24 protein-coding genes are annotated in these 23,701 nt (G+C 55.0%); 8 read left to right on the top strand and 16 right to left on the bottom strand.

Features of this window, described 5'->3' with window-relative positions; all coding sequences use genetic code 11:
• Window positions 1-39: 39 nt before the first annotated feature.
• Together dnaG and rpsU are read right to left on the bottom strand one after the other, a co-directional pair.
• Window positions 40-1,785 carry a DNA primase gene (dnaG, locus tag OGV65_RS24840; protein WP_019077713.1) on the bottom strand — a complete coding sequence of 582 codons (1,746 nt, stop codon included), beginning with the start codon at window positions 1,783-1,785 and terminating at the stop codon, window positions 40-42.
• Between the two features lie 240 nt (window positions 1,786-2,025).
• Window positions 2,026-2,241, bottom strand: coding sequence for a 30S ribosomal protein S21 (rpsU, locus tag OGV65_RS24845; protein ID WP_001144069.1), 216 nt, complete (start codon window positions 2,239-2,241; stop codon window positions 2,026-2,028).
• A gap of 235 nt (window positions 2,242-2,476) precedes the next feature.
• On the opposite strand from rpsU, the gene tsaD reads away from it, so the two are divergent.
• Complete coding sequence (gene tsaD / locus OGV65_RS24850) at window positions 2,477-3,490, top strand: tRNA (adenosine(37)-N6)-threonylcarbamoyltransferase complex transferase subunit TsaD (protein ID WP_003024694.1); 1,014 nt, start codon at window positions 2,477-2,479, stop codon at window positions 3,488-3,490.
• Between the two features lie 48 nt (window positions 3,491-3,538).
• Here the strand turns inward: tsaD and ureG are convergent, their stop codons facing one another.
• The 10 genes from ureG to ttdA form a co-directional block, all read right to left on the bottom strand.
• The gene (gene ureG / locus OGV65_RS24855; RefSeq protein WP_016157503.1) at window positions 3,539-4,156 is read right to left on the bottom strand and encodes an urease accessory protein UreG; all 618 of its coding nucleotides are present in this window, start codon (window positions 4,154-4,156) and stop codon (window positions 3,539-3,541) included.
• 9 nt (window positions 4,157-4,165) lie between these two features.
• Window positions 4,166-4,837 (bottom strand): urease accessory protein UreF, encoded by a 672-nt coding sequence (locus OGV65_RS24860; protein ID WP_016154546.1) that lies wholly within the window; start codon window positions 4,835-4,837, stop codon window positions 4,166-4,168.
• Window positions 4,837-5,295 (bottom strand): urease accessory protein UreE, encoded by a 459-nt coding sequence (gene ureE / locus OGV65_RS24865; protein WP_286455561.1) that lies wholly within the window; start codon window positions 5,293-5,295, stop codon window positions 4,837-4,839. The genes OGV65_RS24860 and ureE overlap by 1 nt, the downstream gene beginning before the upstream one ends.
• A gap of 9 nt (window positions 5,296-5,304) precedes the next feature.
• Window positions 5,305-7,008, bottom strand: a complete 1,704-nt coding sequence (gene ureC / locus OGV65_RS24870) for an urease subunit alpha (protein WP_279265795.1) — start codon at window positions 7,006-7,008, stop codon at window positions 5,305-5,307.
• On the bottom strand, window positions 7,001-7,321 hold the full coding sequence (locus OGV65_RS24875; protein WP_016154543.1) for an urease subunit beta: 321 nt from the start codon (window positions 7,319-7,321) through the stop codon (window positions 7,001-7,003). The genes ureC and OGV65_RS24875 overlap by 8 nt, the downstream gene beginning before the upstream one ends.
• Window positions 7,322-7,330: 9 nt before the next feature.
• Entirely contained in the window at window positions 7,331-7,633 is a 303-nt protein-coding gene (locus OGV65_RS24880) for an urease subunit gamma (protein WP_016154542.1), read from the bottom strand.
• Between the two features lie 10 nt (window positions 7,634-7,643).
• Window positions 7,644-8,468: an urease accessory protein UreD gene (locus OGV65_RS24885; RefSeq protein WP_286455593.1), complete on the bottom strand. Its 825-nt coding sequence runs from the start codon at window positions 8,466-8,468 to the stop codon at window positions 7,644-7,646.
• Between the two features lie 123 nt (window positions 8,469-8,591).
• On the bottom strand, window positions 8,592-10,055 hold the full coding sequence (locus OGV65_RS24890) for an anion permease (RefSeq protein ID WP_181220860.1): 1,464 nt from the start codon (window positions 10,053-10,055) through the stop codon (window positions 8,592-8,594).
• A 48-nt stretch (window positions 10,056-10,103) separates the two neighbouring features.
• Entirely contained in the window at window positions 10,104-10,709 is a 606-nt protein-coding gene (gene ttdB / locus OGV65_RS24895; RefSeq protein ID WP_047499219.1) for a L(+)-tartrate dehydratase subunit beta, read from the bottom strand.
• Window positions 10,706-11,614, bottom strand: a complete 909-nt coding sequence (gene ttdA, locus OGV65_RS24900) for a L(+)-tartrate dehydratase subunit alpha (RefSeq protein ID WP_016154538.1) — start codon at window positions 11,612-11,614, stop codon at window positions 10,706-10,708. Before ttdA ends, ttdB begins: the two co-directional genes overlap by 4 nt.
• A 212-nt stretch (window positions 11,615-11,826) precedes the next feature.
• Here ttdA and ttdR point away from each other — a divergent pair, with 212 nt between their 5' ends.
• Window positions 11,827-12,768, top strand: coding sequence for an L-tartrate utilization transcriptional activator TtdR (ttdR, locus tag OGV65_RS24905; protein ID WP_016154537.1), 942 nt, complete (start codon window positions 11,827-11,829; stop codon window positions 12,766-12,768).
• 31 nt (window positions 12,769-12,799) lie between these two features.
• Here ttdR and plsY read toward each other — a convergent pair whose 3' ends face one another.
• Window positions 12,800-13,417, bottom strand: coding sequence for a glycerol-3-phosphate 1-O-acyltransferase PlsY (gene plsY, locus OGV65_RS24910; RefSeq protein ID WP_003828443.1), 618 nt, complete (start codon window positions 13,415-13,417; stop codon window positions 12,800-12,802).
• A gap of 106 nt (window positions 13,418-13,523) precedes the next feature.
• Between plsY and folB the strand changes: the two genes are divergently transcribed.
• The gene (gene folB, locus OGV65_RS24915; protein WP_003828442.1) at window positions 13,524-13,892 is read left to right on the top strand and encodes a bifunctional dihydroneopterin aldolase/7,8-dihydroneopterin epimerase; all 369 of its coding nucleotides are present in this window, start codon (window positions 13,524-13,526) and stop codon (window positions 13,890-13,892) included.
• Window positions 13,893-13,978: 86 nt separating this feature from the next.
• The gene (bacA, locus tag OGV65_RS24920) at window positions 13,979-14,797 is read left to right on the top strand and encodes an undecaprenyl-diphosphate phosphatase (protein WP_094761977.1); all 819 of its coding nucleotides are present in this window, start codon (window positions 13,979-13,981) and stop codon (window positions 14,795-14,797) included.
• A gap of 52 nt (window positions 14,798-14,849) precedes the next feature.
• Here the strand turns inward: bacA and OGV65_RS24925 are convergent, their stop codons facing one another.
• Window positions 14,850-16,085, bottom strand: coding sequence for a multifunctional CCA addition/repair protein (locus OGV65_RS24925; RefSeq protein ID WP_049283284.1), 1,236 nt, complete (start codon window positions 16,083-16,085; stop codon window positions 14,850-14,852).
• Between the two features lie 61 nt (window positions 16,086-16,146).
• Window positions 16,147-16,767, bottom strand: a complete 621-nt coding sequence (locus OGV65_RS24930; protein WP_286455562.1) for a TIGR04211 family SH3 domain-containing protein — start codon at window positions 16,765-16,767, stop codon at window positions 16,147-16,149.
• 241 nt (window positions 16,768-17,008) lie between these two features.
• Here OGV65_RS24930 and OGV65_RS24935 point away from each other — a divergent pair, with 241 nt between their 5' ends.
• The 4 genes from OGV65_RS24935 (at window position 17,009) to glgS (ending at window position 23,283) form a co-directional block, all read left to right on the top strand.
• Window positions 17,009-18,310, top strand: a complete 1,302-nt coding sequence (locus tag OGV65_RS24935; RefSeq protein ID WP_046276260.1) for a CYTH domain-containing protein — start codon at window positions 17,009-17,011, stop codon at window positions 18,308-18,310.
• A 125-nt stretch (window positions 18,311-18,435) separates the two neighbouring features.
• The gene (glnE, locus tag OGV65_RS24940; RefSeq protein ID WP_286455563.1) at window positions 18,436-21,276 is read left to right on the top strand and encodes a bifunctional [glutamate--ammonia ligase]-adenylyl-L-tyrosine phosphorylase/[glutamate--ammonia-ligase] adenylyltransferase; all 2,841 of its coding nucleotides are present in this window, start codon (window positions 18,436-18,438) and stop codon (window positions 21,274-21,276) included.
• Window positions 21,277-21,335: 59 nt separating this feature from the next.
• Window positions 21,336-22,769 carry a bifunctional D-glycero-beta-D-manno-heptose-7-phosphate kinase/D-glycero-beta-D-manno-heptose 1-phosphate adenylyltransferase HldE gene (gene hldE, locus OGV65_RS24945; protein ID WP_016154530.1) on the top strand — a complete coding sequence of 478 codons (1,434 nt, stop codon included), beginning with the start codon at window positions 21,336-21,338 and terminating at the stop codon, window positions 22,767-22,769.
• A 307-nt stretch (window positions 22,770-23,076) separates the two neighbouring features.
• Window positions 23,077-23,283 (top strand): cell surface composition regulator GlgS, encoded by a 207-nt coding sequence (glgS, locus tag OGV65_RS24950; RefSeq protein ID WP_019077704.1) that lies wholly within the window; start codon window positions 23,077-23,079, stop codon window positions 23,281-23,283.
• A gap of 34 nt (window positions 23,284-23,317) precedes the next feature.
• On the opposite strand, the gene ubiK is transcribed toward glgS, so the two are convergent.
• Window positions 23,318-23,614 (bottom strand): ubiquinone biosynthesis accessory factor UbiK, encoded by a 297-nt coding sequence (gene ubiK, locus OGV65_RS24955; protein ID WP_003024618.1) that lies wholly within the window; start codon window positions 23,612-23,614, stop codon window positions 23,318-23,320.
• Between the last annotated feature and the right edge of the window lie 87 nt (window positions 23,615-23,701).

Raw genomic sequence — 23,701 nt, forward strand, 5'->3', positions numbered from 1 at the left:
TATTCGGCAGTTAAGCCGTTAAATACTTTTGTCTTTCTGTTATTTCTTGGCCAGTTCCTGGTTCAGCGTCCAGAGTTCCCGGCGTTCTTCGCTGCTTAAACCGTGTGTGCGCTCACGAGCTATCAACTCTTCCTGGCGCAGCTCAAGCATCGAATCAAACATATGGTTGAGTGAGTCGGTGAAGGTTTTTTCTGCGATATCTTTATCTGCTATATCGTCCCACATCGACAGTTTTTCAAGGGTCGCAGCATCATTTGTGCCACGATAGTGTTCTAAAAGTTGTCCGGTGGTCAGACCTGGCTGAGCCAGACAAGTGTTGACCAGTTCTCTGAATAAGCCAAGTCCAGGCAGCTTATTGCTATCCAGTGCGCCTAACGGCGGAACCAGCGGGGCGAGACCCGGGTTCTGTACCAGCAACCCTATAAGTATACGCATGGTCGTACGTTTTAGCTGTGGAACAGGGCGGGAAGCCCCATTTTCTGCCAGTTTTGGCATTAAACGTTCAAGCTGACTGTCATCCAGAATGCCGAGCTTGTTTCCCAACTCCTGTCGCAGATAAATGCGTAACGTTTCGCCTGGTACCTGAGTAATCAGCGGTAATGCCAGCGTGCTGAGCTGTGCGCGTCCGTCTGGAGTACTCAAATCCACCTGCGGCATCAGGCTGTTAAATAAAAACGCGGAGAGTGGCAGCGCCTGCTCCATCCGGGCTTCAAAGGCCTCTTTCCCTTCTTTACGCACCAGCGTATCGGGGTCTTCGCCGTCAGGTAAAAACATAAAGCGTAGCTGGCGTCCGTCTGTCATATAGGGCAGTGCGGTTTCCAGCGCGCGCCATGCTGCGTCGCGTCCGGCACGGTCACCGTCGTAACAGCAAATTACGTTGTTCGTCGCGCGGAACAACAACTGGATGTGATCGGCGGTGGTTGACGTCCCAAGGGATGCCACAGCGTAGTTAATGCCGTATTGCGCCAGCGCCACCACATCCATATAGCCTTCTACCACTAACAGGCGCTGCGGATCGGCGTTATCCTGCTGGGCTTCATAAAGGCCATACAGCTGGCGACCTTTATGGAAAATATCGGTTTCCGGGGAGTTGAGATACTTCGGCAGGGCATCGCCCAGCACGCGTCCACCAAAACCAATGACTCGACCACGTTTGTCGCGGATGGGGAACATCACCCGTTCGCGGAAGCGATCGTAACTGCGTCCCTGATCGTTGGTGACCAACATTCCCGCATCGACCAGCGATTTACGATTCTCAGCATTGCCGCCAAACCGTTTCAGGACGTTGTCCCAGCCGGGGGGCGCAAAACCAATAGCAAAACGGGTGATAACGTCGCTACTTAATCCTCGCTTTTCCAGGTACTGGCGCGCGGGGGTAGCGGCGGGTTGCATCAAAGACTGTTGATAAAAAGTGTTCAGGCCGTCCATCAATTGATAAAGGCTTTGCCGTTGATGGCGCTCTATCTGACTAGGGCCACTGCCTGCTTCATAGGGCACTTCAAGGTTGTGCATTGCGGCCAGTTCTTCGACGGTTTCCACAAACTCGAGCTTGTCGTAGTTCATGAGAAAGTCGACGGCGTTGCCATGTGCGCCACACCCAAAGCAGTGATAAAACTGTTTCTCACCGTTTACGGTGAAAGAGGGGGTTTTTTCGTTATGGAACGGACAGCACGCGTGATAATTTTTGCCCTGCTTCTTCAGCTTTACCCGCGCGTCGATGAGATCGACAATGTCGGTTCTTGCCAGCAGGTCATTTATAAATACGCGTGGAATTCGTCCAGCCATATGCCCCGTTTATTTTTTTATGACTTATATACACAAAATCATTCAAGATGCTTCAAGACGGCAAGGGAGCGAATCCTCAGGAGCGTACATCAGTACGTGACTGGAGGGAACGACTGCAGCCAACGCAGAGGCAGCTTGAATGATGACGCGTATAAACGAAAACAAGCCGCGCATTCCTTCCGGAAGCACGGCCTTACAACTACAACTCTGTCTGAATTGAGAGCCTTGGCTCTCAATGGATTAGTACAGACGAGTACGGCGTGCGTTTTCGCGAGCCAGTTTCTTCGCGTGACGTTTCACAGCAGAAGCTTTAGCGCGCTTACGTTCAGTAGTCGGTTTTTCATAGAACTCACGACGACGAACTTCCGCCAGAACACCTGCTTTTTCGCATGAACGCTTGAAGCGACGCAGTGCTACGTCGAACGGCTCGTTTTCACGTACTTTAATTACCGGCATGTAACTCTCACCTTTATAAATTCGGTTTGCCGCTGGCATCAACGCCAGCTTATTTCAAAATGGTGCGGAATTTTACTGCAATTGCTGCTGCTTTGTAAAGCACCGACGCGATTTTGAAAGGGACTTTTATAAGGATAAGGAGTATACACGAGCGGAACTCCTGGGGCGAACAAAGTTTTACATCAACCCGCATTGGTCCTACACTGCGCGGTAATAGAGCGAGGTAAAACAAGTCATGCGTGTACTGGGTATTGAAACATCCTGCGATGAAACCGGCATCGCCATTTACGACGATGAAAAAGGTCTTTTAGCCAACCAATTGTATAGTCAGGTGAAATTACACGCTGACTACGGCGGCGTAGTGCCAGAACTGGCCTCGCGCGATCACGTACGTAAAACCGTACCGCTGATCCAGGCCGCGCTGAAAGAAGCGGGACTGACGGCAAAAGAGATTGATGCGGTGGCGTATACCGCAGGTCCGGGTCTGGTTGGCGCGCTGCTGGTCGGCGCAACCGTAGGACGTTCGCTGGCGTTCGCCTGGGGCGTACCGGCAATTCCTGTACACCATATGGAAGGGCATCTGCTGGCGCCGATGCTGGAAGATAATCCCCCTGCTTTCCCGTTCGTTGCGCTGCTGGTTTCCGGCGGTCACACGCAACTGATCAGCGTCACCGGTATTGGGCAGTATGAATTGCTGGGTGAATCGATAGATGATGCCGCTGGTGAAGCGTTCGATAAAACGGCCAAGCTGCTGGGGCTGGATTATCCTGGCGGCCCAATGCTGTCAAAGCTTGCATCGCAAGGCGTTGAAAAACGCTTTGTCTTCCCGCGCCCGATGACCGACCGTCCGGGTCTGGATTTCAGCTTCTCCGGCCTGAAAACCTTCGCCGCGAATACCATTCGTAATAACGAAAATGACGATCAGACGCGTGCAGATATCGCCCGTGCGTTTGAAGATGCTGTGGTTGATACGCTGATGATCAAGTGTAAACGCGCGCTGGATCAAACCGGTTTTAAACGTCTGGTGATGGCGGGGGGCGTGAGCGCTAACCGTACGCTGCGTGCAAAACTGGCCGAGATGATGCAAAAGCGTCGTGGCGAAGTGTTTTACGCGCGTCCGGAATTTTGCACTGATAACGGGGCGATGATCGCCTACGCGGGCATGGTGCGTTTTAAAGCGGGTGCAACGGCGGATCTTGGCGTGACCGTGCGTCCTCGCTGGCCGCTGGCGGAATTACCGGCGGCATAAGTACATAATATTGTAGGCCCGGTAAGCGTAGCGCCACCGGGCAATACTCTACTCCCGCAGCATCCCTTTTTCTTCCAGAAACGCGATAATTTTTTCCAGACCCTCACCGGATTTTAAATTACTAAACGTCCACGGACGCTCGCCGCGCATGCGTAGGGTATCGCGCTCCATCACCTCCAGCGAGGCGCCCACGTAAGGGGCCAGATCGGTTTTATTGATCACCAGAAAATCAGATTTGGTGATCCCCGGGCCACCCTTACGCGGGATTTTCTCACCTTCGGCAACGTCGATCACATAGATCGTCAGATCCGCTAATTCCGGGCTGAAGGTGGCGCTCAGGTTATCGCCGCCGCTTTCCACAAAAATCAGATCCAGATTGCCGAATTTCTCGCTCAGCGCCTCAACGGCGGCCAGATTCATCGACGCATCTTCACGGATAGCGGTGTGCGGGCAACCGCCGGTTTCCACGCCGACGATCCTGTCTGGCTCCAGTGCGCCTGCTTCGGTGAGAATGCGCTGATCTTCTTTGGTATAGATATCGTTGGTTACCACCGCCAGTTGATAGCTGCTGCGCATGGCTTTGCATAACGCTTCCAGCAGCGCCGTTTTGCCGGAGCCAACCGGGCCGCCAACGCCCACGCGCAGGGGATGCTTGTTGTTACTCATTTTTTCTCCTCAGGAGCGGAATAATCGGGAATATTGGGTTTCATGCCGGGCAGATGCGATGGCCGCCAACGGCGTTGCGGAGCCGAGGCTGGCGTCAGGACACGCCAGCGCCTGTGCCAGACCTTGTGCATACCGATTGCAGAGCGCAATGATCAAACGCTGGGCCGCCTGCTGCCCAAATGGAACCAGTTTGACGCCAGCCATCACTGCGCTCTCAATCCAGCTGTAGCCGAGGCTTAATGCCAGCTCCGTCAGGGGGATTTTCCAGCGCACGCCCAGCCAGGCCATACCGCAGAGTTGGCTGTCGACAAAGAGCGCGCGCCACTCCCGCGAGCAATCTGCTTCCCAGTCGGTGACCAGCCGCGTAAACGCCGCGCCTCGACTGCGTTCTTCATCCCGAAGTTCGCGGGTTTCCCGACAGGCCAACAGGTAAGCGCTCCAGCGGCGTGCTGCAGCGAGATCGTCCTGCTCGCAGGCGCGATACAGTCTCGCCAGTAGCGGTAGGTCGACGGTAAAGAAGTTCTGCTCCATCTGCTGGATTTGCCAGTCAGAGAAGTCATCGGCGCTTTTCACCCAGCCGATTTCAACCGCCCACTCCAGACCCTGGGACCAGGTAAACGACCCCACCGGGAGAGCGCTGCTGGCGAGCTGCATCAGACGCAGCTGTTGGATGTTATGCATCAGTGCGCATGGGCGTGATGATGCCCGTGTGATTCACTGGCATAAGCGCCTGCTTCCGGTTCAAACGGTAGTTGAGCAAACGTCACCTCCAGGCTGAACTGGCGCAACATGGCGTCCAGCACATGATCGTGATGGTAGCGCAACTCATCCGGCAGAATTTGCAGCGGAACGTGGCGATTGCCGAGGTGATAACAGGCTTTGGCGAGCAGGAAAGGATCGGCGCAGCGCACCACGGAAACCGACTCCGGCGCGGCGATCACTTCGATAACCTCGCTGCCATCTTCGGTGGTCAGCAGATCACCACTGCGTAACAGCAAACCGCGCGGAAGCATTAGCCCGGCTTCGCGACCGTCGTTCAGCGTCACTCTGGCACGGCTTTTTACTCGAATATCAATGGGTAGCGTGACGCTTGCGGTGACGCGGTAGGCGTGGTCAAGGCGTTGGGTCAGGTAGATCATCGTCACTCCTCAAAACAGGAAATAGCGTTGCGCCATTGGCAAAACGTCTGCCGGTTCGCTGGTGATTAGTTCGCCATCAATGCGCACCTCATAAGTCTGAGCATCGACGGTGATATTGGGTTGCAGGCCGTTGTGGATCATGTCGGCCTTTTTCACCGTCCGACAGCCTTTGACGACGGCGATGGCGCTTTGCAAATTGAGCTGCTGCGGGATGTTTTGCGCGTTAGCGGCCTGCGAAATAAAGGTTAGCCGAGTACGATGCCGCGCCGCGCCAAGTGCACCGAACATCATGCGGTAATGCACCGGCTGCGGGGTGGGGATCGAGGCGTTGATATCGCCCATCGGCGCACAGGCGATCATCCCGCCCTTTACGATCGTCGCTGGTTTTACGCCAAAAAAGGCTGGGGACCACAGCACCAGATCGGCCAGCTTGCCAGGCTCAACGGAGCCAACTTCGTGGGCGATGCCGTGGGTTAGCGCCGGGTTGATCGTGTATTTGGCGACGTAGCGTTTAACGCGCTGGTTGTCGTTGTCGCCTGTTTCTTCTGCCAGCGGACCACGCTGAACCTTCATGCGGTGCGCCACCTGCCAGGTGCGCAGGATCACTTCGCCCACGCGCCCCATCGCCTGTGAATCGGACGAGGTCAGGGAAAACGCGCCAATGTCATGCAGCACATCTTCGGCAGCGATCGTTTCCCGGCGAATGCGTGATTCGGCAAAGGCCACGTCTTCGGCGATATCCGGATCGAGGTGGTGGCAAACCATCAGCATGTCGAGATGCTCGTCGATGGTGTTGACGGTATAGGGCAGCGTCGGGTTAGTGGAGGAGGGCAGAATATTCGGATGCGCGCAGGCGGTGATGATATCTGGCGCATGGCCGCCGCCCGCGCCTTCGGTGTGGAAGGTATGAATGGTGCGATCGCCAATCGCCGCCAGCGTATCTTCAACGAAACCGGACTCATTGAGCGTATCGCTGTGCAGCGCCACCTGGATATCCATCTCCTCTGCTACTTCCAGGGAACAGTTGATGGCGGCTGGCGTAGCGCCCCAATCTTCATGGATTTTCAGGCCAATGGCGCCCGCGGTGATTTGCTCGCGCAGGGCGTCAGGGTTTGAGCCGTTGCCTTTACCCAGCAAACCGATGTTAACCGGCAAGGCGTCTGCCGCCTGCAGCATGCGCGCGATGTACCACGGACCCGGCGTGCAGGTGGTGGCGTTAGTTCCTGCTGCCGGGCCGGTGCCGCCGCCGATCATCGTCGTTACGCCGGAAACCAGCGCCTCCTGTGCCTGCTGTGGACAGATCCAGTGAATATGCGTATCCACGCCGCCCGCGGTGACGATCTTGCCTTCCCCGGCGATGACTTCAGTTCCCACGCCTATCGGGATCGTGACGTCGGGCTGAATATCAGGATTACCGGCTTTGCCGATGGCGAAGATCCTGGCGTCCTTGATGCCGATATCCGCTTTCACGATCCCCCAGTGATCGACGATCAGCGCGTTGGTTATCACCAGATCCACACACGCTTGCGCGCGCATTTGTCCCTGACCCATGCCGTCGCGGATCACTTTCCCGCCGCCGAATTTGACCTCTTCGCCGTAGGTGGTGAAGTCTTTTTCCACCTCAATCCACAGCTCGGTATCCGCCAGGCGTACCTTATCGCCGGTGGTTGGGCCAAACATGTCGGCGTACGCCTGCCGTGAAATTTCACTCATCATTTGCCTCCAGCGCGCCCATCACTTCGCTGCGAAAACCCACGATCCTTTGTGCGCCAGCGACGCGCACCAGTTCGACTTCGCGTTTTTGTCCCGGCTCAAAACGTACCGCCGTGCCCGCAGGAATGTTTAGACGAAAGCCGCGTGCAGCCCGCCTGTCAAAGCGCAGCGCCGGGTTCACCTCGGAAAAGTGATAATGCGATCCCACCTGGATGGGTCTGTCGCCATGATTTTCCACCACGATCGTACAGGTTTCCCGCCCCTGATTGAGCGCGATATTGCCTTTGGCTATCTGATATTCACCTGGGATCATTGCCGCTCCTTAAACGATCGGGTTGTGGACGGTGACCAGCTTTGATCCGTCCGGAAACGTCGCTTCAACCTGAATATCTGGGATCATCTCCGGCACGCCTTCCATCACCTGATCGCGGCGCAGGACGTGACGCCCGTCTTCCATCAGCGAGGCCACGGTTTGACCATCGCGTGCCCCTTCCATGATGAAAGCGCTAATTAGCGCCACCGATTCCGGATAGTTCAGCTTCAGCCCGCGGGCCAGGCGACGTTCTGCCACCAGCGCGGCGGTAAACAGCAACAGCTTGTCTTTTTCTCTGGGGGTCAGTTCCATACGGGGTCTCTTAGGTTTGCCAGATTCGCGGTAGTACGGGCGGTTTGTGTGTCAAAAGCGGGCGCAGAAATTGCCAGATGTCACGTATAACGCGCTGAACAATCAGGTTGTCGTTGGCAAGAAAGCGGATCGTCAGCAGTGAGTCGTTAAGCGTTGCCCCGGCGTAATCGCCAAGCGGCGTCAGCCGCTCGCGCGTGCCTTCCAGCATGTTTTCAGTGGCCGGATAACACAGCAACGTGCCGACCCAGGGATGGTGCGCGACGCCGCTCAGCTCCCCCTTCTGCAACTGCAAGCGCTCTATCAGCAGCGGCTGCCCATCTCGCCACACTTCCAGACGGTTTTGCAGCGAGCCGTGGCTGAAGGACTCCTGCATAACCGGTCGCCCGAGGCACAGCAGATCCCAGGCCAGCAGTCGACTCTCTGACGCGATGTGAAAGACGGACTGGATAGTGGCGTTGGCGCCGGGAAAGAGGATCGTATCCTGGGGGAGCCACTCCAGCGTGGCGTGCGGCGCGAGCGTGAAATGTTGGCGCAGCAACGCCTGCGGCCCACCGCTGCGATAAAACTTTCCCGCGCCGGGCTGGGTGATTAACGCATGGCTGTTTTCGTTGAGAGTTACGGCAATGTGTAGTTCATCCCCGCCGACGATCCCCGCGGGTGGATGAAGCAAATAGAGGTGGCAGACGTCCTCTTCCGGGTAAAACGGGCGCTGAACCGTCAATGGACCATGATGACGCGCCGAGGCGAGCACCGTGTTGTGCCCAGTGCGGATGAAATGCAGATCCAGTTCGGCCTGCCAGCCCCGTGTGAGTGTCTCGTGCGCAACCGTGTCCAGAGCGTTTCCCTTATCAGCATGAGGGTGTTTGCATACAAAAAAGTATGCCTCAGCACATCGGGAAATCGATCATATGAGAAGCTTATGGATGAAGGGGCGACAATATGCCGCCCCAATGGGGTTTTACAGTAAAACGAGGGGCATCCAGACCAGACCGGTAATCACCAGCAGCACAAGGAAAATCAGGCCAAAAATAGCACCGAGTCGCCAGTAATCTACCGTCGGCAAATAGCCGCTGCCGTAGTAGATAGGGCTAGGACCGGTGGCATACGGGGTCAGAATGCTGCCGAGACCAATGGCTGCGCCGACCATCAGGCAGAAGACCGGGAGTGGGATTTCCGGCATCGCCAGCGCGGCGGCAATCATCATCGGTGCCAGGGCGGAGGTATACGCCGTGGCGCTGGCAAAGAAGTAGCGCAGCAGATAGAACACCACAATGAGCGCCACCATCACCATCATCGGCGAATAGCCGCTCAACCCGTTTGCCAGCAGCTTGCCGAACCAGGTAATAAAACCGGTGTTATTGAGCCCGGTCGCCAGCGTTATCAGCGAGGCCAGCCAGAAAAAGACGTTCCACGCGGCTTTATTACTGACGATGTCATCCCAGCTAATGATGCGCAGTACCAGCATCAACGCCACTACGCTGTATCCGACCATCGCGGCGTCAATGTAATCGCCGCCGAAGATCCACAGCACCAGTGCGCCGACCATCAGCACCAACATCTTTTTCTCGCGTGTGCAGAGCGGTCCCATTGCTTTTAGCTCTGTATCCGCCCAGCGCGGAACCTGATCGCCGGATTTCAGTACCGGTGGATACAACACGTACGCCAGCCAGGGCACAATCAGCACCAGTAAAATACTCAGCGGCAGCATGCCTAAGAACCAGTCGCCCCAGCTCAGCGCCGTGTGGGACGCGCCTTTCATCAGGCCGATTAACAGCAGGTTCGGCGCCATCGCCGTTAAGAAAATGGCGCTGGTGACGCAGTCGGCGACAATGCCCATCCACATAATGTACGAGCCAATGGAGCGAGAACTGGCGCTATTGGGCTGCGAGTTATACAACGGCGGCAGGTTGCGGATAATCGGGTAGATTATTCCGGCTCCGCGCGCGGAGTTGGACGGCGTGACGGGAGCGAGGATAAGTTCAGAGAACATCACCGCATAGCCGAGAAACAGCGTCCGGTGCCCCATCTTTTTCACCAGCATCAGCGCGATACGTCGACCGAGCCCGGTTTTCTCATAGCCGGTACCAAACATAAAGGCCGCGAAGATAAGCCAGATTACCGAGTTTGAAAAACCTGATACCGCCCATGACAGCGATTTGGCGGTAAATTTAAAACCGTCCTGCGCGAGTTGCTCCGGGCTGAACAGCAGCCACGGTGAAAGGACGGCGATGATCGAAATGCCAATCATCGCCACCACCGCGCCCGGTACAGGTTCCAGAATAAGCCCCACAATCACACCGGTAAAAACGGCAAAATAGAGCCAGGTGTGGCTCTCAAGGCCGTTGGGGACGGGCAGTACAGCAATAATGGCGATGACCACCAGCGGAGCCAGGTATCGCCACCAACCAGCTAAAGGTGCCATTGTTGTATCCCTACGAAAAGGGAGAGGCGCAGCGCCTCTCCGGGAGGGTTATTTGATGTAGTGCACGTGCTCGCAGATTTCATCGACGATAGGATCGCGACGTTCAGCGAACAGCTTTTTGTTTTCGGCGATCAGGTTATTGCCGTGGGTATCGATGGAAACGATCAGCGGGCCGAACTCTTTAACCCGACATACCCACAGGGATTCCGGCATGCCAAGTTCGGTCCAGTGTACCTCTTCGATCTCTTCAACCTGGGTTGCCGCCACGACCGCACAACCTGCCGGGAAGATTACGTGCAGCGCTTTAAACTGCTTGCAGCCTGCTTCCGTTAGCGGTCCCATGCCGCCCTTGCCGACCACCAGTTTGACGCCCGTCTGCTCGATAAAGTCTTTCTCAAACGCTTCCATACGCATGCTGGTGGTTGGGCCAACGGAGACCATCTCCCATTTTTCACTGTTCTTACGTACGATGGGCCCCGCGTGGAAAATGGCTTTGCCGTTCAGGTCATAAGGAATCGGGCGCTTCAGTTCGATCAGGCGGCGGTGACACACGTCACGGCAGGTCACCAGCGTACCGGTCAGGTAGATGACATCGCCAACGCGAATGTCGGCCAGATCTTCGGCTTTGATCGGGGTTGTGAGGATCTTTTTCATAACGCGCTCCGGGTGTGAGACAGGTTTTCGAAGGAGAGGTCAGCATGAACCAACAGCGTGCCGCGACGGTGTGCCCAGCAGCCGGTAGAAACGGCAACGCCGATAGTCGACGGATGGCGTGCGGCGGATTCGATATGCACGCCCATCACCGAGCTATTCCCGGTCAACCCTTGCGGGCCAATGCCCAGACGGTTCAGCCCTTCTTCAAGACGCAGTTCCAGTTCGGCCGCTTTTGGATTCGGATGACGTGATCCGATAGGACGTAGTACTGCTTTACGAGAAAGGACGGCGGCGGTTTCCACGGAGGTGGCAATACCTACGCCCACCAGCACCGGCGGGCAAGCGTTGACTGCCAACGTGGAGATATTTTCGAAGACAAATTTCACCACGCCCTCGTAGCCTTCAGAAGGCATTAACACTTTCGAACGTCCCGGCAGCGTACAACCGCCGCCTGCCATGTAGACTTCGATTTCCGCGTCGTCGTTATCAGGGATGATGTCCCAGGTGACCCACGGCACACCGGTACCGGTATTTTTGCCGGTATTCACTTCGTCAAAAATCTCGACCGCGTTATGGCGCAGCGGCGCTTTTACCGTGGCGTCTTCAACGGCCTGTTTCAGGATGCTTTGCAGTTCGCCCAGCAGCGGAAAACGGGAGCCGACCTTCACAAAGAACATAATCTCGCCGGTGTCCTGACAGGCCGGACGGTTCAGGTCGATAGCTTTCTGCATGTTGTCAAACATGGTGTGGTAGATGATTTTACCCATCGGCGAAGTTTCGCCTTCACGCAGCTGTTTTAATTTATCTACGACGTCGTCAGGCATGCGGGTAGAAATCATGGCGGTAAAATCGGCGACAATGTTTGTCAGCGTAGTTATCGCATTTTGGTTATTTTGATTGCTCATCTTGTTAACTCCAGTTCTTTTATTTATCTGGAAATAAATTCTCCGCCACAAACTACCACTAAAAATGTGGGTTTATATTATTTGCCACTGTGAATATCCAATTAACAGATCGTGAATGATGTTCAGATAAGCAATAAAAATTGCGCAAAGGCAGGGTTTAATACGCATGAGGGAATTACACTGCGGTTAACAACTTTACGGATATACCGATCATGCTGAACACGTATCCCCTCGCGAAAGACCTGCAGGTCCTGGTTGAAATTGTTCATAGCGGCAGCTTCAGTGCCGCCGCCGCGGCGCTGGGCCAAACGCCCGCGTTTGTGACGAAACGCATTCAGATCCTTGAGTCCACGCTGGGGACGACGCTGCTAAGCCGCTCCGCGCGCGGCGTGACACTCACGGAGAGTGGTCAACGTTGTTATGAACATGCGCAGGCTATTCTTGCGGGCTATCAGCATCTGGTTGATGACGTCACGCAACTCAAAACACGCCCGGCAGGGATGATTCGTATCGGCTGTAGCTTTGGCTTTGGGCGCAGTTATATTGCACCGGCTATTACCGAACTGATGCATAGCTATCCTGAATTACAGGTGCATTTTGAACTTTACGATCGGCAAATTGATTTGGCGCAGGATAATATCGATTTGGATATTCGTATTAATGACGAAATTCCGGATTATTATATTGCGCATTTGTTAACGAAAAATAGAAGAATATTATGTGCAGCGCCGACGTATTTACAAAAATACGGTGAGCCGACAACGCTGCAGGAATTAAGCCGTCATGATTGCCTGGTCACTAAAGAACGCGATATGACGCACGGGGTGTGGGAGCTGGATAACGGCCAGGAGAAAAAGTCGGTCAAGGTGGCGGGACATCTCTCCTCTAACAGCGGCGAGATTGTGTTGCAGTGGGCGCTACAGGGAAAAGGGATTATGCTGCGTTCCGAATGGGACCTGCAGCCGTTTCTGGCAAGCGGTGAACTGGTGCGCGTGCTGCCGGACTATGCGCAAAGCGCCAATATCTGGGCGGTTTATCAGGAGCCGCTGTACCGCAGCGTGAAGCTTCGGGTGTGCGTGGAGTTTCTGGCGACGTGGTGCCAGCACCGATTAGGCAAACCGGTGGAGGGGTATCACATTCCCCACGCCGGATAAGACGCTGTTGCGTCGCTATCCGACATTAAAATCACTCTGGGTCTCTTTCGCGTTTTTTCTTCAGCTTGGTCCAGATCTTTGGCTCCTGACGACGCCACAGACGCTGAATGTTGTCATGGTGGCGTAGCAGAATTAAGCACGACAGCATGGACACCGGGAAAGTGAACTGGGGATTGAACCACCAGACGTAAAAGGGGGCGATCAGCGCGCTGACGATAGCGCCTAATGATGAATAGCCGCTTAATAAGACGGTCAGCAGCCAGGTTCCGGCCATCACGCCGGTTAAATCCCAACCAATCGGCGCAATTGCGCCAAAGGCGGTGGCAACGCCTTTCCCACCTTTAAAGCCGAAGAAGACCGGCCAAATGTGACCCAGACAGGCGGCGATCGCGATCAATCCCAGCCAGAAGGGGCTGACGCCTAGCGCATAGGCACCCCAGACGGGTAACATACCTTTCAGGACGTCGAAAATCAGCACCGCGACGGCGGCTCCTTTGCCACCGATGCGCAATACGTTTGTCGCGCCCGGATTCCCAGATCCGCTGTCACGCGGGTCCGGTAATCCAGCAAGGCGGCATACCAGAATAGCACTGGAAATTGAGCCACAGAGGTACGCGAAGATAATCATTCCAGGCGCGATTGCACTCATAAGCTGTTCCGTTTTGAAAATGTCGTGTAAAACGCTACTTCTGTGGATAATACGCATATTTCGCCGGAAGTGGTATCCGGGTTAGCCAAAAAGCAGGCAGGTCGTGATGGATATTGTATTTATAGAGCAACTTTCTGTAATCACCACTATTGGTGTTTACGACTGGGAACAAACGATCGAACAACAGTTGGTGTTCGATATCGAAATGGCGTGGGATAACCGTAAATCGGCTAAAAGCGATGATGTGGCTGATTGCCTGAGCTATGCTGATATTGCTCAAACGGTTGTTAATCATGTGGAAGGCGGGCGCTTTGCGCTGGTCGAACGCGTGGCGGAAGAAGTGGCGGATCTGCTGCTTAGCCGTTTTAATTCTCCATGGGTGCGGATCAAACTCAGTAAACCTGGCGCGGTTGCCCGTGCGGCGAACGTCGGGGTTATCATTGAGCGTGGCAATAATCTGAAAGAAAATAATTAAAATAATAATATCTAAACCAAACGGGTATAAAAGGGTCTTTATGTCGGCTCGTTTTCGCCGTGGTTTATCTATCTAGAGGTTCATTAATGAGTGATATGCACTCGCTGCTGGTGGCGGCAATTTTGGGTGTGGTCGAAGGATTGACGGAGTTTTTACCCGTTTCCAGTACCGGCCATATGATTATTGTTGGCCACTTGTTGGGTTTTGAGGGAGACACCGCAAAAACATTTGAGGTGGTAATCCAGTTGGGCTCTATCCTGGCGGTCGTGGTGATGTTCTGGCGACGTCTGTTTGGCCTGATTGGCATTCACTTCGGTAAGGTCCCACATGAAGGCACTGGCAAAGGTCGGCTGACGCTGGGACATATCCTGTTGGGAATGATTCCTGCCGTCGTACTGGGACTGATTTTCCATGACATCATCAAATCGCTGTTTAACCCGATCAACGTCATGTATGCGCTGGTGGTAGGGGGCGTGCTGCTGATTGCCGCAGAATGCCTGAAGCCGAAAGAGCCGCGTGCGCCGGGTCTGGATGATATGACCTATCGCCAGGCGTTTATGATTGGCTGTTTCCAGTGTCTGGCGCTGTGGCCGGGTTTTTCTCGTTCCGGGGCGACGATTTCTGGCGGTATGCTGATGGGAGTAAGCCGTTACGCGGCCTCCGAATTCTCCTTCCTGCTGGCCGTGCCGATGATGATGGGCGCAACGGCGCTGGATCTCTACAAAAGCTGGACGTTCCTCAGCGCATCAGATATTCCGATGTTTGCAGTTGGTTTCGTGACGGCGTTTATCGTGGCGTTGGTGGCGATCAAAACCTTCCTGCAGCTGATTAAGCGCATCTCGTTTATTCCGTTTGCGATTTACCGCTTTATTGTGGCGGCTGCCGTTTACGTCGTGTTCTTCTGATTTTACTAGCTTGCCGGATAGCGGCGTTAACGCTTATCCGGCAATGCTCTGTCTACGCTTTCGGGCAACGTTGTTCTTTCCAGTCGGCCACCGCCGCGATCCGACGCCGGGTCAGTTCCTCGCGAATAGCCTGACCTTTGAATCCCGCCTCAACGACGTCTTTCGTTGGTACCGCCTGCGCAACCTGCCAGGCTTCACGCAACAGCCTGCCTTGTGGATAATCCGCCGCTTCAAAACCGGTTCGCCCACGCACGTCGGCCTCGCTGGTCAGGGCGATTTGCTCCACGCGCTGCGGTTTGCGCCAGGCATCGATGGAATCAAACAGCTTAACGATGGTTTTCGGCTGCAGGATCGGGAAGGTATGAATGAGGTCGTGGAACTCGGCTACCAGTTTGGCTAAATCACGGATGTCATTCGGCACGCGCAGGCGTTGGCACAGTTGTTCGACCAGCTTCACGCCAGCCGGACCGTGACCGTGGTGGCGTGGCCACAGCGCTTTTGGCGTCAATGCCTTGCCAAGATCGTGGCACAGCGTGGCAAAACGCACGTCGACCTCCGGACTTAACATGGCCGCCATCGACAGCGTCATCAGCGTGTGAATACCGGTATCAATTTCCGGATGCCATTGCGCGGGCGCGGGAACGCCAAACAGGGCATCTACTTCCGGAAACAGGACGTGCAGTGCGCCGCAGTCGCGCAGGACCTGAAAAAATACCTGTGGGTTGCGGGTGGTTAAAGCACCTTCCGTTTCTTTCCACACCCGCTCTGGCGTCAGGTGCTCCAGTTCCCCTGCGGCGTTCATATCGCGCATCAGCGTCATGGTTTCTTCAGCGATACGAAAACCGAGGTGCGCATAGCGGGCAGCAAAGCGCGCCACGCGCAGCACGCGCAATGGATCTTCGCTAAAGGCGGGGGACACATGGCGTAGCAGACGTTTTTCCAGATCGTCGCGTCCGTTATACGGATCGATAATCTCGCCGTCGTCATCGCGGGCCATTGCGTTGATGGTCAGATCGCGACGCTGAAGATCGGCCTCCAGCGTCACATCCGGCGCGGCGTAACAGGTGAATCCGGTATACCCCGAGCCTGATTTGCGTTCGGTACGTGCCAGCGCATACTCTTCCCGGGTTTGCGGATGCAGAAACACGGGAAAATCGCGGCCTACCTGCTGGTAGCCCGCGTCGAGCATCTCTTGCGGCGTGGCGCCGACAACAACCCAATCTTTATCTTTAATCGGTAGCCCTAATAACGCATCCCGAACAGCACCACCGACCAGATAAATCTTCACGCCACTTTCCTTTTGAAATTATGATCCCTTAATCATATGTCAGTGCGGCGGAGAAGGCGATTCAGTTCATCCAGCGATCTTTGCGTTTACGGCTGGGGATCATGTGTGGCAGAACCAGGCCGAGCAACAAACCAAGACCTAGCACGCCGCCGCCGTACATAAACCACTGCATGATGATGGTGCGCTGTTTGTCATCAAGCTGAAGGTTGGCTGCGCTGACCTTCTTTTGCGCCACGATAAGCTCGTTCCTCAGCTTCTGGTTTTCTTGTTTCAGCCTGTCGATTACGCTGTCGCTTTGCGACACTTTTTGCTGCATATCGGCGGTGCGCTGATTCCACGTGGTGTCGATATTATTGAGCTTATCGGTCAAGGTCTTGACCTGGTTTTCCAGATCGGGAACGCGGGTACGCAGGCTCGGCGTACTGTTCAGCTCTTTCAGTGGGATCCAGGCGGTACGTCCGGTGCTGTCTTTCACCTGGGCGTAGTTAGTGTTGGCATCGGTCTGTAATAGCGTGACTTCCTCGCCGGCGTTAACCGTACCCACGAGGCGATAATTATCTCCCGGACCGCTGCGGACCCAGGTGTTCAGTTCGTCAGAAACATAGCGCTTTTCTTCGGCATGAGAGACTGCAGTGGCGCTAAGTGCGAGTAAAGTTAATCCAATCAGGCGTAATTTTGGCATCAGGCTGTCGTTATTGTCATAGAAAGTGGAACGATAGTAGTGGCATCAGTGTCTCTACGCAAAGCATTCGACATCAATCGGAATCATCTGTGTCCTTTTTGCCACCACTCGAAACTTTTACGCCCGTCAAATTGCTCGTTGCATGGCAATTTGGCGCAAAATACTATCTACTGACCATAAAGAACGAGCTTAGTTCGCAGTCAGTTTTCTCAACTGTGACATAACCCATAAGTACAAGACCATGGCCCAGGAAATCGAATTAAAATTTATCGTCAATAGTGACGCTGTAGATGCGCTACGTGAACGTCTGAATACGCTGGGGGGAGAGCATCATGCGCCCAGCCAGTTGCTGAATATCTACTACGAAACGCCGGATGCGTGGCTGCGTGGTCACGATATGGGGCTGCGTATTCGCGGTGAGAACGGTCATTACGAAATGACCATGAAAATTGCCGGACGAGTGACGGGTGGCCTGCATCAGCGGCCGGAGTTTAACGTTGCGCTAAACGCGCCAGAGTTGGATCTCTCCCTGTTTCCAACGGAAGTCTGGCCTGATGGCAAACTGCCCGCTGAACTTGCCTCTCAGGTACAGCCGCTCTTCAGCACCGATTTTTACCGTGAGAAATGGCACCTTGATATCGACGGTAGCCGCATTGAAATGGCCCTCGATCTCGGGGAAGTGAAAGCGGGCGAGTTGGCTGAACCTATCTGTGAGCTTGAACTGGAGCTGTTAAGCGGCGATACCCGTGCGGTATTGAAGCTGGCAAACCAGCTGGTATCGCAAACCGGTTTACGCCAGGGCAGCCTGAGTAAAGCGGCGCGCGGCTATCATCTGGCTCAGGGGAATGCACCGCGTGAACTCAAACCGACGCGCATTTTGAAGGTTCCGGCAAAAGCGAGTATTGAGCAAGGGTTGGAAGCGGCGCTGGAGCTGGCACTATCACAGTGGCAGTACCATGAAGAGCTGTGGGTGCGCGGCGTCAAAGGGGCGAAAGCCGAGGTGCTGGCTGCGATGGGCTTGGTGCGTCACATTCTGATGCTGTTTGGCGGTAATGTGCCGCGAAAAGCGAGTGCTCACTTACGTGATTTGCTGACCCAGTCGGAAGCGATCATTGCGTCTGACGTTTCTGCCGTTTCCGCGGTTTACAGCACGCAAACGGCGATGGCCAAGCTGGCGCTGACCGAATGGCTGGTGACCAAAGGGTGGCAGCCGTTCCTTGATGCGAAGGCGCAGGGTAAAATAGCCGACTCCTTTAAGCGTTTCTCAGATACCCATCTCTCGCGCCATGCCGCTGAACTGAAAACAGCTTTTGCTCAGCCGCTGGGCGATCAGTACGCCGATCAACTTCCGCGCCTGACGCGCAATATTGATAGCATGTTGATGCTGGCGGGATACTACGACGAAAAGGTCGCATCGGAATGGATCGCCACCTGGCAGGGTTTACGTCACGCCATTGCGGCTAACCAATACATTGAAATTGAACACTTCCGCAACGAGGCGATTGCTTTGGAACCGTTCTGGCTGCACAGCGGAAAACGATAATCAGGGTGAGGCCGGGATGCCTGATGGCGCTGCGCTTATCAGGCTTACGCGATGGGCGGAAGCGTCATGCAGGCTGGATAAGGCAACATGCCGCTGCCCGGTACTATTCAAAGGATAATCCATAAATGAAGCAGCTCTCTTCACCGTTACAGCAGTACTGGCCGACCGTTGTTGAGCGGCTGCCAGCAGCAATATCTGAGTCCTCGCTTAGCATTCAGGCGAAGTCAGTGCTTACATTCAGTGATTTTTTTCGCGACAGCATTATTGCCCATCCCGAATGGCTGGTCGAACTGGAAAGCACGCCACCCGAGGCGGATGAATGGCAACACTATGCTGATTGGTTACAGCAAGCATTGGTCGACGTTAGCGATGAAAACACGCTGATGCGTGAGCTGCGCCTGTTTCGCCGTCGCATCATGGTGCGTATCGCCTGGGCGCAGACGCTGTCGCTGGTGACGGAAGAGAGTATCTTGCAGCAGCTAAGCCATTTGGCTGAAACGTTGATCGTCGCCGCGCGTGACTGGTTATACGCCGCCTGCTGTCGTGAATGGGGTACGCCCTGTAATCCACAAGGTGTTGCGCAACCGCTGCTGATTTTAGGCATGGGGAAACTGGGTGGCGGCGAACTGAATTTTTCCTCTGATATCGATCTGATTTTTGCCTGGCCGGAGCACGGCAGTACGCAGGGTGGACGTCGCGAGCTGGATAACGCGCAGTTCTTTACCCGTATGGGCCAGCGGCTCATCAAAGTGCTGGATCAGCCCACAATGGATGGATTTGTCTATCGGGTGGATATGCGTTTACGCCCGTTTGGCGACAGCGGCCCGCTGGTGCTGAGCTTCTCCGCGCTGGAGGATTATTACCAGGAACAAGGGCGCGACTGGGAACGCTATGCGATGGTCAAGGCCCGCATTATGGGCGATTGCGACGGTACTTACGTCAGTGAGCTTCGCGCTATGCTGCGGCCTTTTGTCTTCCGCCGCTATATTGATTTCAGCGTGATCCAGTCTCTGCGTAACATGAAAGGAATGATTGCCCGCGAAGTGCGCCGCCGTGGTCTGAAAGACAACATTAAGTTGGGCGCGGGCGGTATTCGTGAAATCGAATTTATCGTGCAGGTATTCCAGCTTATTCGCGGTGGGCGCGAGCCGTCATTGCAATCCCGCTCGCTGTTACCCACGCTCAGCGCCATCAATGCGTTGCACCTGCTGTCAGACACCGACGCGGAACAACTGCGCGCAGCCTATCTCTATTTACGTCGTCTGGAGAACCTGCTGCAAAGTATCAATGATGAGCAGACCCAGACGTTGCCAGGCGATGAACTGAATCGCGCGCGGCTGGCGTGGGGGATGAACGTCGATGACTGGCAGCAGCTAACCGATGTGCTGGCCAGTCATATGGACAACGTGCGCCGGGTGTTTAACGAGTTGATTGGCGATGACGAAGCAGAAACCCAGGAAGAGTCGCTCTCAGAACAGTGGCGTGAACTGTGGCAGGACGCATTACAGGAAGATGACACCACGCCGGTGCTGACGCATCTGGCGGATGACGATCGCCGGCGCGTGCTGTCTCTGATTGCCGATTTTCGCAAAGAGCTGGATAAACGCACCATTGGCCCACGCGGACGCCAGGTGCTGGATCACTTAATGCCACATCTGCTGAGCGATGTCTGTTCGCGTGACGACGCCTCAGTCCCGCTGTCGCGCATCACACCGCTGCTGGTAGGCATAGTGACCCGTACGACCTATCTGGAGCTGCTGAGCGAATTCCCCGGAGCGCTTAAGCATCTGATTTCGTTATGTGCCGCCTCGCCGATGATCGCCAGCCAGCTGGCGCGGTATCCGCTGTTGCTCGATGAACTGCTGGATCCGAACACCTTGTATCAACCCACTGCGACGGATGCCTACCGTGATGAACTGCGTCAGTATTTGCTGCGCGTGCCGGAAGATGACGAAGAGCAGCAGTTGGAAGCGCTGCGTCAGTTTAAGCAAACGCAGTTGCTGCGCATTGCCGCGGCAGATATCGCTGGTACGCTGCCGGTGATGAAGGTGAGCGACCACTTAACCTGGCTGGCGGAAGCTATTATTGATGCGGTAGTCCAGCAGGCGTGGATGCAGATGGTCGCTCGCTACGGGCAACCCACTCATCTTGACGGGCGCGAGGGGCGCGGTTTTGCCGTCGTCGGGTATGGCAAACTGGGCGGCTGGGAGCTGGGCTACAGTTCGGATCTTGATTTGATCTTCCTGCATGACTGTCCTATGGACGTGATGACGGATGGTGAGCGTGAGATTGACGGGCGACAGTTCTATTTGCGTCTGTCGCAGCGCATTATGCACCTTTTCAGCACCCGCACCTCATCCGGTATTTTGTATGAAGTGGATGCGCGGTTGCGTCCGTCCGGCGCGGCGGGAATGCTGGTGACATCAACCGAGGCTTTCGCTGATTACCAGCGCAACGAAGCCTGGACGTGGGAGCATCAAGCGCTGGTGCGCGCTCGAGTGGTGTACGGCGACCCACGGTTGACCTCTCAGTTTGATGCGATTCGTCGCGATATCATGACCCTCGTCCGCGATGCGAAAACCTTGCAGACCGATGTGCGCGAAATGCGTGAGAAAATGCGTGCCCATTTGGGCAATAAGCATCGCGATCGTTTTGATATTAAAGCGGATGAAGGCGGCATCACCGACATTGAGTTTATTACGCAATACCTGGTGCTGCGCTATGCGCATGAAAAACCGAAGCTGACGCGCTGGTCGGATAACGTGCGCATTCTGGAGTTACTGGCGCAAAACGACATTATGGATGAGCAGGAAGCGCTGGCGCTTACCCGTGCTTATACGACGCTGCGCGATGAACTTCATCATCTTGCATTGCAGGAACTTCCGGGCCATGTGGCGCCGGAGCACTTCGACGCTGAACGTATGCTGGTGCGTGACAGCTGGCAGAAGTGGCTGGTTGCCGAGTGAAGTGTGCTATTATCGCGCGCAAATTTTAAGACCCTCAGAGAATCTCTCAGGAGACAGGAATGAAAGTAACGCTGCCAGAGTTTGAACGTGCAGGAGTCATGGTTGTCGGTGATGTGATGCTAGATCGCTACTGGTACGGTCCTACCAGCCGTATTTCACCTGAAGCGCCGGTTCCGGTGGTGAAGGTTGATACCATTGAAGAACGTCCCGGTGGCGCAGCAAACGTGGCGATGAACATTGCCTCTCTGGGAGCGAATTCGCGTCTGGTGGGCCTGACTGGGATTGACGACGCGGCGCGTGCGCTGAGCAAAACGCTGGCGGATGTGAACGTAAAATGTGACTTCGTTTCTGTGCCAACTCATCCGACGATCACCAAACTGCGCGTGCTTTCCCGCAACCAGCAACTGATTCGCCTGGATTTCGAAGAAGGTTTTGAAGGCGTGGATCCGCAGCCACTGCATGAGCGTATTAACCAGGCTCTGGGCTCCATTGGCGCTTTGGTGCTCTCCGATTACGCCAAAGGCGCGCTGGCAAGCGTGCAGCAGATGATTGCTCTGGCGCGTAAGGCTGGGGTGCCGGTGCTTATCGATCCGAAAGGGACCGATTTTGAACGCTATCGTGGCGCAACGCTGCTGACGCCGAATTTGTCTGAATTTGAAGCGGTGGCCGGTAAGTGCAAAAGCGAAGATGAACTGGTTGAGCGCGGCATGAAAGTGATTGCAGATTTCGACCTTTCCGCGCTGCTGATCACGCGTTCCGAACAGGGTATGACGCTGCTGCAACCGGGCAAATCGCCACTGCATATGCCGACGCAGGCGCAGGAAGTGTATGACGTGACGGGTGCGGGCGATACGGTGATCGGCGTGTTGGCAGCGACGCTGGCGGCGGGGAACACTCTGGAAGAGGCGTGCTATTTTGCTAATGCCGCAGCGGGTGTTGTCGTCGGTAAACTGGGGACTTCCACCGTTTCCCCGATTGAACTGGAAAACGCCGTGCGCGGTCGGGCCGACACTGGCTTTGGCGTGATGAGCGAGTCTGAGCTGAAACAGGCCGTAGCCAGCGCCCGCAAGCGCGGTGAGAAAGTGGTGATGACCAACGGCGTGTTCGACATCCTGCATGCGGGCCACGTTTCCTATCTGGCGAATGCGCGCAAGCTGGGCGATCGTCTGATCGTGGCGGTAAACAGCGATGCTTCGACCAAACGTCTGAAAGGCGAAACGCGCCCGGTCAACCCGCTGGAACAACGCATGATCGTGCTGGGCGCGCTGGAAGCCGTCGACTGGGTGGTCTCTTTTGAAGAAGACACACCACAGCGTCTGATTGCCGGCATCCTGCCGGATCTGCTGGTAAAAGGCGGCGACTATAAGCCGGAAGATATTGCGGGCAGCAAAGAAGTGTGGGCGAACGGCGGTGAAGTGCTGGTGCTAAACTTTGAAGATGGCTGCTCAACGACCAATATCATCAAGAAGATCCAAAAAGACAGCGATAAATAACAAATGCTGGAAACGTATCGAACTTTTGGATTCGATACGTTTCTTGCTATTGATGCTGCTGTTTTCTTCAACCTAAAGTAAAGGAATAAGGGGAGAAGGGATTTCTCCCCCCGATTTACTTTTACATGACGTTACAATCAGCGTGCGTCACGCTGACCTTAAATCCGACCCCTCTTAGATTTCGTGGGAAACTGTGAACCAGCGCAGTGGTTTTGCGCACAATATGTACAGAATAACTTCGCATCCAGGGAAATACTGAAATTAGAAAAAGCATATGGCCTTAACAGATATTCAATAACTGGAGGGTATGCTCATGAACAGCAATATGTATTCAATGAACAATTTCGATTTCCTGGCCCGTAGTTTTGCCAGGATGCAAGCTGAGGGCCATCCCGTAGATATCCAGGCGATAACTGGGAATATGGATGAAGAACATCGTAGCTGGTTTTGCAAACGCTATGCGCTGTACTGCCAGCAGGCGACGGAGGCCAGGAAGCTAGAGCTGGAACACTAACAGAAAAAACGGGCCTTGCGGCCCGTTGTCGTTTTTACTCTTGCGGATCGACTGACGGGATCGCGGGAGCAGGCTTAACTTCTGCCGTTTTTTCACGCGATTCCAGCTCAGTCAGACGTTGCTCAAGCAGCGCCAGCTTTTCACGGGTACGCAGCAAAACCTGAGTCTGTACATCAAACTCTTCACGGCTTACCAGATCCAGACGGGTCAGTTGTGACTGCAGCGTTTGACGAATTTTCTTCTCGACGTCTTCGCCAAACTCGCGGATCCCTTTCGGCATCGACTCGTGAACCTGACGAGCAATCTGCTCAATTTTTTTCGGGTCAATCATTGTGGTTTCCCTGAACTGGTACGTGTTGTTGCCTATTGTAGTGCGAACTGGCACAGGCATAAACCAGAATTGTGTGAAGCTAAGACG

The sequence above is a fragment of the Citrobacter sp. Cb004 genome, from assembly GCF_030337065.1.
Taxonomy (GTDB): Bacteria; Pseudomonadota; Gammaproteobacteria; order Enterobacterales; family Enterobacteriaceae; genus Citrobacter; species Citrobacter braakii.